The 10,326-nt window shown below is 66.8% G+C and carries 9 protein-coding genes; 6 read left to right on the top strand and 3 right to left on the bottom strand.

The window, feature by feature from the left end; translation table 11 throughout:
• Window positions 1-54: 54 nt before the first annotated feature.
• The 3 genes from ACOOGG_RS12875 to ACOOGG_RS12865 all read right to left on the bottom strand — a co-directional run bounded on the left by ACOOGG_RS12875 (window position 55) and on the right by ACOOGG_RS12865 (window position 2,658).
• Complete coding sequence (locus tag ACOOGG_RS12875) at window positions 55-765, bottom strand: lysophospholipid acyltransferase family protein (protein ID WP_420435652.1); 711 nt, start codon at window positions 763-765, stop codon at window positions 55-57.
• Window positions 766-844: 79 nt separating this feature from the next.
• Window positions 845-1,249 carry a VOC family protein gene (locus ACOOGG_RS12870; protein WP_420435650.1) on the bottom strand — a complete coding sequence of 135 codons (405 nt, stop codon included), beginning with the start codon at window positions 1,247-1,249 and terminating at the stop codon, window positions 845-847.
• Complete coding sequence (locus tag ACOOGG_RS12865) at window positions 1,246-2,658, bottom strand: MFS transporter (protein ID WP_420435648.1); 1,413 nt, start codon at window positions 2,656-2,658, stop codon at window positions 1,246-1,248. Before ACOOGG_RS12865 ends, ACOOGG_RS12870 begins: the two co-directional genes overlap by 4 nt.
• A gap of 97 nt (window positions 2,659-2,755) precedes the next feature.
• Between ACOOGG_RS12865 and cysS the strand changes: the two genes are divergently transcribed.
• From cysS to ACOOGG_RS12835, 6 genes are read left to right on the top strand one after another with little or no spacing between them, the layout of a single operon-like run.
• Window positions 2,756-4,138 carry a cysteine--tRNA ligase gene (cysS, locus tag ACOOGG_RS12860; RefSeq protein ID WP_420435646.1) on the top strand — a complete coding sequence of 461 codons (1,383 nt, stop codon included), beginning with the start codon at window positions 2,756-2,758 and terminating at the stop codon, window positions 4,136-4,138.
• Entirely contained in the window at window positions 4,123-5,118 is a 996-nt protein-coding gene (locus tag ACOOGG_RS12855; protein ID WP_420437605.1) for a phosphotransferase, read from the top strand. The genes cysS and ACOOGG_RS12855 overlap by 16 nt, the downstream gene beginning before the upstream one ends.
• Window positions 5,115-7,211, top strand: a complete 2,097-nt coding sequence (locus ACOOGG_RS12850) for a prolyl oligopeptidase family serine peptidase (protein ID WP_420435644.1) — start codon at window positions 5,115-5,117, stop codon at window positions 7,209-7,211. Before ACOOGG_RS12855 ends, ACOOGG_RS12850 begins: the two co-directional genes overlap by 4 nt.
• A gap of 4 nt (window positions 7,212-7,215) precedes the next feature.
• The gene (locus ACOOGG_RS12845) at window positions 7,216-8,181 is read left to right on the top strand and encodes a TIGR03619 family F420-dependent LLM class oxidoreductase (RefSeq protein ID WP_420435642.1); all 966 of its coding nucleotides are present in this window, start codon (window positions 7,216-7,218) and stop codon (window positions 8,179-8,181) included.
• A 13-nt stretch (window positions 8,182-8,194) separates the two neighbouring features.
• Entirely contained in the window at window positions 8,195-9,397 is a 1,203-nt protein-coding gene (locus ACOOGG_RS12840) for a CoA transferase (RefSeq protein ID WP_420435640.1), read from the top strand.
• A gap of 38 nt (window positions 9,398-9,435) precedes the next feature.
• On the top strand, window positions 9,436-10,326 hold the full coding sequence (locus ACOOGG_RS12835; protein ID WP_420435638.1) for a TIGR03620 family F420-dependent LLM class oxidoreductase: 891 nt from the start codon (window positions 9,436-9,438) through the stop codon (window positions 10,324-10,326).

Genomic DNA, 10,326 nt, shown 5'->3' with positions numbered 1-10,326 from the left:
ACAGTTCGCCCTTAGTTGGGGGGGGGGGGGACGACTAGCGGCACGGCAGAAATATTACTCAAGGCGGCCGCGGCGAGTCGATGTCGCCGCGACTGCTTCGTCCATGGCCGACTGCATGGCCTCCCTCAGGCGGTTGGTGAATTCGCGGCGCTGCCGGGGCGACAGCCGTCCACTCTCGGTGTCAGGAGGAAGGAGCGGTTCACCCACCACGATGGACACCGGCACCCGTCGGGGGAATTTGGCCTTCGGGGGCATGGCATCTTCAGTCCCGGCGATTCCCACCGGGAGGATCGGCACCCCCGTTCTGGCAGCCAGATAAACGGCGCCTCCGAATATCTCCCCCACTTGGCGACCCGAATGGCGAGTGCCTTCAGGGAACACCAGCAACGGCTCGCCCCGGTGCAAGAGCCTGACGGCCGCTTGCAGGGTCCGGCGGTCTCCCGCCCCCCGGTGTACGGGGAACGATCCGAGCATGGCGCTTACCCAGGTGCCGGCCCTTCCCTTGAACATCTCTTTCTTGGCCAGCGAACGCACCGTTCTAGGACATTGCGAGTTCACCAGAGGGCCGTCGAGGTTGGAGCGGTGAACGGGGGCGATGATGAACGCCCCTTCGATTCTCAGCCGCTCGGCGCCGACCATTCTCGTGCGCAGATAAAGGCGCCCCACTACCCGGATCAATACCCGCACAACCCGGTAGAGAAGCTGGGCCCGACGGGTCGCCCATATGCCCAGGACGCGCTCTTCTAGATTCTGCTCAGGCGACACGCTCTTCCAGACGCCGTTCAGACGACATGCTCTCCCGGTCCTGCTCAGACATGGCTCTGCACTGGCCTCGATACGCGCATCACTCGAACAAGGCGACGTCGGTGAACTCGATGAGGTTTCCGTCGGGATCACGGGCGAACGCCGACCGCACCGCCACGCCGAAGTCCTCCCGCTCATTCGGGTCGATGGCGAATTCGACACCCCTCCCGGCCAACTCGGCCATGGTGGAGTCGAACTCCTCGGCAGGAATGTAGAGGGCGAAGTGGGACATTGCCCCTGCGGCGTCGGGCATCTTGTCTACTTTGCTGAGGTGAAGCTGGGCAGGGCCCATCCGCAGCCACGACCCCTCGAACCCGCCGAAATCGGGCCGAGGGAGCTTCTCTAGGCCCAGCTTTTCGACATAGAAGGCATCAGCGGCCTCCACGTCGGTCACGCAGATGTTCACGTGCGAGTAGGCGATTAGCCCTTTTACAGCAATGCTCATGCCCGTGACTCTATTGGAACGAGCGGGTTGGCTGTCCGAGCACAGCGCAATCCCAACACCGCGGTCACCACTCCCCCTGCGGCCAGCATGATGTAACTGGCGCCTAGGTTGCCGATCTGGCCGACTGCCAAAGTGGCGCCGATGATGGTCACCGCAAGGGCCACTCCGAAGGCGTTTCCCACCCGCATCATGGTCTGGGCCAAGCTGGAGCCCGGGGCCAGAAAGTCGCTGGGCAGGTCGGCCACCATCACCGCGAACAGCGATCCCCACACCAGGCCCGACCCGATTCCAGCCAGCGTCACGCTGAGCACCCACGATGCCAGGTCCTCCTCGCCGCCCAGCGTGGCCCACTGCCACACCATCCCCCCGGTCCACATCAGACTCCCCACCACCACGAACCTGGCCGGTCCCCAGCGATCGGCCCACCGCCCCGACAGCGCCGACAAGAGGCCGGTGAACACGAACACCGGGGTCAATAGCATTCCGGCCTCAAGGATCGAGAGCTCCCAGACGATGGTGAGGTAGTTCACACCCACAAGCTGGTGTCCGAAAAAGGCGATGGAGAACACCAGCATCCCGTAGTTGCCCAGCCGGAAGCTCTTGTATCGGAACAGCTTGGGATCGATCACCGGCAAGCGGTGGCGCTTCGATCTCCAGCCCAGCAGGCCGAGCACCAGCGCCCCTGCTACGAGCGCGCCCAACACCACCGGGTCAGCCCACGTCCACTCCCGGCTTTGCACCAGGGCGAACACCATTGCCCCAACGCCGGCCAGCACCATGAGCGCCCCGAGGCGATCGGGCATCTCCGGGGTGTGCTCGCTGCGGCGCTCCTCGATGACTTTGCCGATGAACACCAGGGCGATCACCCCGAATGGCACATTCAGCCAGAACGCCCACCGCCAGTCGCCCACATGCACTAGCAGTGCCCCCACCGACGGCCCCATGGCCGCGGCCACCGCGCCGTTGGCCGACCAAGCGCCGACGCCGGTTCCCCGGCGGGACAAGGGGAAGGCGTCGATCACGATGGCCGCCCCCATGGGCAGGCTGAGCGACGTGCCGATGCCCTGGAGGGCCCGGGCCACAATGAGCACGCCGGTAGTGGGCGCCAGCGCGGCCCCCGCGGACGCCAGCGTGAACACCGCGATTCCAGCCATCAGGGTCCGCCGCCGCCCCCACCGCTCCCCCAGCACCCCGCCAATCACCAGGGTGGCCGCTCCGACGATGGTGAAGGAGTTGATGACCCACGACAGCTCGGCCTCGCTGGCATCGGGGAAGGAGTCCTTCAGGTCGGCATAGACAACGAAGATGATCGACAGCGACATGGCCGTTTGGAAGCTGGCCAGGCTGACCACCACCAGCACCAGCCAAGCCCGGCGCATCACCGCCGGATCAACGGCTGCTTGCTGCATCAACTGATGACTGTAACCTTGCTGGCTTCCCCTAGCCGCCCGTCGGCTCCGTCTATCTGATGGCAGCCCGAACCAGGGGCCTCACTAATCTCCGGGTGTGGTCTCGTTCTACGACACTCGGCGCCGGGCAGTCGTGCCGTTCGAGCCGCTGGTGGAAGGTCGGGTGTCGATGTACGTGTGCGGGCCAACCGTCTACGACGTGCCCCATATCGGCCACGCCCGAACCGCCCTCACCTTCGACATGATCCGCCGCTACCTGAAGTGGCGGGGCTACGAGGTCAGCTTCGTCTCCAACATCACCGACATCGACGACAAGATCATCGCCCGAGCAGCCGAGACCGGCACCACCGAGCCCGAGCTGGCCGCCCGCTATAAGCAGGTCTACACCGAGCAGATGGACCGGTTCGGGATCGCCAGGCCCGACCACCAGCCCCACGCCACCGAGTACGTCGAGGAGATGCTCGGCTTCATAGGCGATCTGGTGGACCGGGGCGCGGCTTACGCCATCGAGGGCAAGGGGGTGTACTTCTCGGTGGCCGCCCACGCCCGCTACGGCGACCTCATCGCCCGCACCCCCGAGGAGCTGCGGGAGGGGGCCGGCGCCCGTGTAGAGGTAGACGCTGACAAAGCCGACCCCTTGGACTTCGCCCTCTGGAAGGCGGCCAAACCGGGCGAGCCTATGTGGGACTCCCCGTGGGGGCCGGGCCGCCCGGGCTGGCACATCGAGTGCGTGGCCATGGCCACCGACTTGCTGGGCGAGACCTTCGACATCCACGGCGGGGGCGACGACCTGGCCTTTCCCCACCACCAGAACGAGGTGGCCGAGGCCGAGGGCGCCGAATTGGGCTTCGCCCGCCACTGGATCCACGGTGCCATGCTCAACGTGAACGGAGAGAAGATGGCCAAGTCGCTGGGCAACTTCACCACCCTTTCCGATTTGCTCGACGCCTACGAACCCCAGGTGCTGCGGCTGCTCATGCTGCAAACCTACTACCGCACGGTCATGGAGTTGAGCGACGACGCCCTGGCCGGCGCCTCCGGAGCGCTGGACCGGCTCCGAGCCTGGCACCGCCGAGCGGTGGCGGCGGGTGTGGATCAGACGGCAGGTGCTAATGCCGATGCGGTGGCCCGGTTCACCGCAGCAATGGACGACGACTTCGGCACGCCCGCCGGGCTGGCCGTGGTGTTCGATCTGGTCCGAGAGGGCAATGCCGCGTTGGACGCCGGAGACACGGATCGGGCCGCGGCTGCTCACGTCACAGTGGGAGACTTGGCCGGTGCTTTGGGCTTGAAACTGGCCGGGGACCACAACGACGGCGACGATGCCCAAACCGAAATGGTGGAGAAGCTCCTGGCTGAGCGGGAACGGGCCCGGGCGGCCAAAGATTTCGCCACCGCCGACCGCATCCGCGACCAACTCGCCGACGACGGGATCGTGATTGAGGACACCCCCGGCGGCACCATCTGGAGGAAGACCTGAGGAATCGCATCGCCAGGCTGCTCGGGCGCCCGATCGCCGGGATCGAAATCCTGGACGACCAATCCGGCACCACCCGGAGGACCCGAGTTCGGCTGCGACTGGCCGATGGCGACAGCCTTTCGGTGTTCGTCAAACGACCGTCTCGATCACCGGTGGCTCGGGCGTTTGTGGCTGTTCCCCGGCTGAGCCAGGCAGAAGTGGGGTTCTATGCCGAGCTGCGGGATCAGGTGCCGGTAGCCACCCCCCAGTGCTACGCGGCCCAACACACACCGGGGAGCTTCATATTGGTGCTGGAGGATTTGGCCGCGACTGGTGCTCGCCTGAGGTCGTCCATCGACCCCATCAGCTCCGATGAGGCGGCTGCCCTGTTGGCCACGCTGGCCGACATGCACCGCCAGTGGTGGGGGCGCACTGAGTCGCACCCATGGCTGGCTCGAAACCCCCATCGGGAGCTCGTGCTGGGAGCGCTGCTCAGCCCCTCTCTTTGCCGTCTCGGGCTGCGCCGTACCGGACAGGCCGTGCCCTCTGCGCTGCACAACCCCATTGCCCGCTATGCCCGCAACCGCAGGGCCGCCCATGCCGTCATGTCAGCGGGACCGTCCACGCTGATCCACAACGACTGCCACCCCAGCAATCAATTCACCGCGGCCGACGGCCGTCCTGGACTGTTCGACTGGCAGCTCTGCCGGGCCGGCCCGTGGGCCCGGGACGTGGCCTACCTGCTGGCCACGTCGCTAGATCCGGAGACCCGCCGGCGAGCCGAACGCGATCTGATCGTGGATTACCTAGATCGCCTCGGCTCCGACGCACCAACACTCGACGATGCCTGGCTGGCCTATCGTCGTCAGACGGTCTACGCCGTCGAGGCCATGCTGGTCACCGCCGCAGTGGGGGTGATGATGCCCAAATCCACCTCCCTCACTCTGGTTGAGCGCACCGCGACGGCGGCTGCCGACCTAGATTCATTCGACGCCTTATGACCGAGTCGTTTCCTCGCCGGCACGCCCGCACCCGGTGCTTCACCCTGGGGGCACCCCGCAGCTTCTCGGTGTCCGACGACGGCAACCGGGTGGCCTTTCTGCGCAGCATGTCGGGCGACGATCCGGTCAACCGGCTCTGGATGCTAGACACTGCTACCGGCATCGAGCAGGTGGTGGCGGACCCCGCACGGCTGCTGGCCGATCCCGGAGAGGAGAACCTGCCCCCGGCCGAGCGAGCCCGCCGGGAGCGAGCCCGAGAGAGCGGCGGGGGGATTGTGGCCTACGCCGGCGACCCCGGCTTGGCGAAGATCGCCTTCACCTTGGACGGGCGGGTGTTTCTGGCCGACACCGCCACCGCCCTGGTCGCTTCGCTGCCCACTGAGCCGGGCGCGTTCGATCCTCGTCCCTCCCCCGACGGCCTGCGGGTGGCGTATGTCTCCGGTGCTTGTCTCCGGGTGGCAGACGCCGCGGCCGACGGTGTCGACCGCCTGGTCATCAAGGAGCCGGGCGACACCGTAAGCTGGGGGTCGGCCGAGTTCATCGCCGCTGAGGAGATGGGCCGCAGCCGGGGGTTCTGGTGGGCGCCCGACGGCCAGAGCTTGCTGGTAGCTCGGGTGGACACCACCGAGGTGCCCGTCTGGCATATCGCCTCCCCCGCTGATCCGGCCGCCTCCCCGGTGCCCATGGCCTATCCAGCGGCGGGCACTGTCAACGCCGAGGTGTCCCTGGCCATCATCGGGCTCGACGGCAGCCGGGTGGCCGTTTCCTGGGATCGAGAGGCCTACGAGTATTTTGCCCGGGCTAGCTGGGCCCCTCAGAGGAACCCACTCATCGCCGTGCAGAGCCGCGACCAGCGCACGGTGCTGATCCTTGAGGTCGACCCTCTCACCGGTGCGACGACAGAGCTGGCCCGACAAACCGACCCGCACTGGGTAGAGCTGGTGCCCGGAACTCCGGCGTGGGTGGGTGAGCGGCTGGTGACCGCAGAAGACCAGGGCTCAGCCCGATGTTTGGTCATCGACGGCAAATCAGCCACTCCCGACAACTTGCAAGTGCGCGGCGTGGTGGCCGCCGACGAGGGCTCCGTGGTGTTCACCGCATCCGAAGATCCCACCGAGACCCATCTGTGGAAGCTCGATGCCGACGGTGAACTTGAACGGCTCACTGCTGACCCAGGTGTACACAGCGCCGCCGCCGGGGGCGGCACCATGGTGATTCTGCGGGCGGCAACCGCTGAGCGAGATACCAGCGTGGAAGTGGTCACCCCCAACGGGCGCATCCCCATCGCCTCGGAGGCCGGCACACCGCCCCTTTTGCCGTCGCCCCAATTCGCCATCGTCGGCCAGCGAGAACTGCGGGCCGCGGTGCTGTATCCCTCCGACGACCCCGACACCAGCGGCGACCCGCTGCCAGTGCTGCTGGACCCATACGGCGGCCCCCATGCCCAGCGGGTGCTCAAGGCCCGGTCGCCGTTCCTGGTTTCGCAGTGGTTCGCCGACCAGGGATTCGCCGTGGTCATCACCGACGGCCGGGGCACACCGGCCCGTGGCCCGGCCTGGGAGCGGGCGGTGGCCGGCGACCTGGCCCATCCGGTGCTGGAAGACCAGATCGACGCCCTCGATGCGCTGGCCCAGCACCATCCCCGCTTCGACTTGGGCCGGGTGGCGGTTAGGGGCTGGTCGTTCGGTGGCTACCTGGCCGCTTTGGCGGTGCTGGCCCGGCCTGACCGATTCCACGCCGCCATCGCCGGGGCGCCGGTTACCGACTGGCGGCTATACGACACCCACTACACCGAGCGCTACCTGGGCCACCCCGACCGCAACCCCATGGTCTACAACCGCACCAGCCTGCTCGAGCTGGCCGAAAACCTCACCCGCCCCCTGCTGCTGATCTGCGGCTTGGCCGACGACAACGTGTTCGCGGCCCACACCCTCCAGCTTTCCCAAGCCCTGTTCGAAGCCGGGCGCCCCCATCAAGTGCTCCCCCTGCCCGGCGTCACCCACATGACCCCCCAAGAACAGGTAGCCGAGAATCTGTTGCTGCGCCAGCGGGCCTTCCTCTTCGACAGCCTCGGTCTCAACCCGGCACAATGACCTCATGGCGCGAATAACTGCCGATGGTGAGGTGCTCTGCGGGATCCAGCTTCCGATCCAAACGCTCAATGAGAGGATTCGGCAGCCGTGGGAAGCTGACGCCACCGTTGACGATCTGGTGACCGTGGCCCAAACCGCCGAATCCGCGGGGCTGGGCTTCGTGGGGGTGTGCGATCACATCGCCATCCCCGACAACGACTACGCCGCCCACATGTCCACCACCTGGTACGACCCCATCGCCACGCTCAGCTATTTGGGAGGGGCCACCAGCACCATCCGCCTTCTGTCGGAGGTATACATCCTCCCGTATCGCCATCCGCTGACCACCGCGAACTCGTTCGCCACCCTCGACCACCTCACCGGAGGGCGAGCGTTGATGGGAGTGGGCGCCGGCCACGTCGAAGCCGAATTTGAGGCCCTGGGGTTGAACTTTGCCGACCGGGGCCGCATGACCAACGAGGCCATCGACGCAGTGCGGGTGGCCATCGAGGCGGCGGGCGGGTTCTGCCAGTTCAGCGGGGAGTTCTACCACTTCAAGGATGTGGGGGTTGGCCCCGCCGCGGCGCAAAGCGCCATTCCCATCTGGATAGGAGGAAGCAGTCGTCCGGCTCTTCGCAGGGTGGTGGAGCGGGGAGACGGCTGGATTCCCCAAGGCACTCCTCGCGAGGCCATCGCCGAGCAACTGGACTACATGAGCGCCCATGCCGATGCCGTGGGTCGCGACCTAGATGAGGTGGATTTTGGGTGGATAGCCGAGAGCATCCACGTCGGCGAACCCCCTGAAGGGCTGTTTGCGCCTGGGTGGCCGCATCTCAGCGGCTCTCCCGACCAGATCGCAGAATCGCTGCGCTATGCACTCGGGTTGGGTATTTCGGTGCTGTTCTTGTTCTTGCGAGCCCGCGACCTGCCCGAATACCTGGACCAGGTCGCACGCTTCGGCACCGAGGTGGTGCCCTTGCTGACCGATTGAGGCCTAGCGAACCATGAGCGGCGTGCTGTCAGGAATGCGGGTGGTAGAGGGTTCGGCCTTCGTGGCCTGCCCTTCGGGGGGGATGACCCTGGCCCAACACGGCGCCGACGTGATCCGCTTCGACGCCATCGGTGGGGGCATCGATTACCACCGCTGGCCGCTCACCCCTGACGGCCAGTCGCTGTACTGGCAGGGCTTGAACAAGGGCAAGAGGTCGATCCAAGTCGATCTCCGCTCCCCCGAGGGTCGGGAGTTGATAACCGCGCTAGCCGCCGCTCCCGGCCCCGACGCCGGCATCTTCACCACCAACTTCCCCGCCGTCGGGTGGCTCTCGTACGACAGCCTCCGCCAGCACCGCGACGACCTCATCATGGTGGCCATCACCGGCAATCACGACGGCTCCACCGCGGTGGACTACACCGTGAACTGCTCGGTGGGATACCCCTGGCTCACCGGCAACGATGGCACCGTCAACCACGTGCTGCCCGCCTGGGACATCATCTGCGGACAGACTGCTGCGCTGGGCGTGCTGGCCGCCGAGCGCCAACGGACCCGCACCGGTCAGGGGAGCTTGGTGAACTTGGCCCTGTCTGATGTGGCCCTGGCTGCGGTTTCCATGCTGGGCCATATAGCCGAGGCCCAGCTCTCGGGCACCCAGCGGCCCCGGATAGGCAACGACATCTACGGTGCCTTCGGGCGGGATTTCGAACTAGCCGACGGCGAGCGCATCCAACTTGTGGCGGTCAGCGCCCGCCAGTGGCAAGGGATCGTGGCTGCCTGCGGGATCGCCGACGAGGTGGCTGCGCTGGAGGCCGAGACCGGGCTGGACTTCACCCGGGTCGACGGGGATCGCTACTTGGCCCTCGACCGCCTCAACCCGCTGGTGTCCCAGTGGTGTGCAAGACACAGCCTGGCCGAGGCTTCCGTTGCGCTAGATGCCCAAGGTGTGTGCTGGGGGCGTTATCAGTCGATGCTGGATCTGGTGGCCGAAGACCCACGATGCTCGACGGCCAACCCGCTGTTCACCGAAGTGGACCACCCCGACACCGGCCAATACCTCACCCCCGGTCCCCCCCTCCGCTTCACCGACGAGAGCCTTGCCGACCCCGGCCCCGCCCCCCGACTGGGCCAGCACACCGATGAGGTGCTGGCCGAGGTGCTCGGCCTGTCGTCCACCGAGATCGCCCGCCTACACGACGACCAGGTCGTCGCCTGACCATCTCACAGGCGCGAGCGGGCCGCTACCTTGACGCCATGAGCATGGATATAGGACGAGTCGGAGTCTGGACCCGCACCGACAGCTTCTCCACCGCCGAGGCCATCGAGTTCGCCCAGCGGGTTGAGGAATTGGGCTACGGCGCCCTGTGGATCCCCGATGCCTTCGGACGCGATCCGTTCGCCCACGCCTCACTGCTGCTCAACCACACCTCAACGCTGGTTCTGGCCACCGGAGTGGTCAACATCCATCTGCGCGAGGCTCAGGCCACATCCTGCGCCCAAAAGGAACTGCACGATCAGTCGGGAGGCCGCTTCCTGCTCGGCCTCGGGGTGTCCCACCAGGCACCGGTGGAGCGGATGCAGCAAAAGCCCTACCCCGCGCCAATCCCGTCGATGCGGGAGTACCTCGACAAGATGGACAACGCAATGTGGTGGGGACCGGAGCTCGACGGCGAGCCCCCCATGGTGCTGGCCGCTCTCGGCCCCCTGATGCTGAAGCTGGCCGCCGAGCGAACCATGGGCGCCCACCCCTATTTCGCCCCGCCGGAGAACTCCCGTCGGTCCCGGGAGATCATGGGCCCCGATGCTTGGATCTGCCCGGAGCAGAAGGTGATGTTGGAAACCGACCCGCAGCGAGCCCGGGAGCGAGCCCGAGCCGCCATGGCCGGACCGCTGCACATGCCCAACTACCGCAACAACCTCATGCGCTGCGGGTTTGAGGAGAGCGCACTGGACGACGGCGGCAGCGACGAGGTGGTCGACGCCGTGGTTGCCTGGGGCAATGAAGACGATCTGGTGGAGCGGGTGCGCCAGCACCACGAGGCCGGCGCCACCCACGTGTGCATCCAGCCGCTCGACCCGGTGGATAAGACCCGCCCCAGCCTGGAGGCGCTCGAAACCCTTGCCCCCCTGTTGAACGGAGCGTGA

Origin of the sequence: Candidatus Poriferisocius sp. (genome assembly GCF_965214065.1) — a bacterium.
Taxonomy (GTDB): Bacteria; Actinomycetota; Acidimicrobiia; order Acidimicrobiales; family Bin134; genus Poriferisocius.
This window is presented reverse-complemented; position numbering and strand designations above follow the sequence as displayed.

What these genes read in the sequence shown, in the direction of transcription:
- ACOOGG_RS12870 (WP_420435650.1), bottom strand. Translation starts at nt 1,249, where the DNA reads ATGAGCATTGCTGTAAAAGGGCTAATCGCCTACTCGCACGTGAACATC.
- ACOOGG_RS12865 (WP_420435648.1), bottom strand. Translation starts at nt 2,658, where the DNA reads ATGCAGCAAGCAGCCGTTGATCCGGCGGTGATGCGCCGGGCTTGGCTG.
- ACOOGG_RS12850 (WP_420435644.1), top strand. Translation starts at nt 5,115, where the DNA reads ATGACCGAGTCGTTTCCTCGCCGGCACGCCCGCACCCGGTGCTTCACC.
- ACOOGG_RS12845 (WP_420435642.1), top strand. Translation starts at nt 7,216, where the DNA reads ATGGCGCGAATAACTGCCGATGGTGAGGTGCTCTGCGGGATCCAGCTT.
- ACOOGG_RS12840 (WP_420435640.1), top strand. Translation starts at nt 8,195, where the DNA reads ATGAGCGGCGTGCTGTCAGGAATGCGGGTGGTAGAGGGTTCGGCCTTC.
- ACOOGG_RS12835 (WP_420435638.1), top strand. Translation starts at nt 9,436, where the DNA reads ATGAGCATGGATATAGGACGAGTCGGAGTCTGGACCCGCACCGACAGC.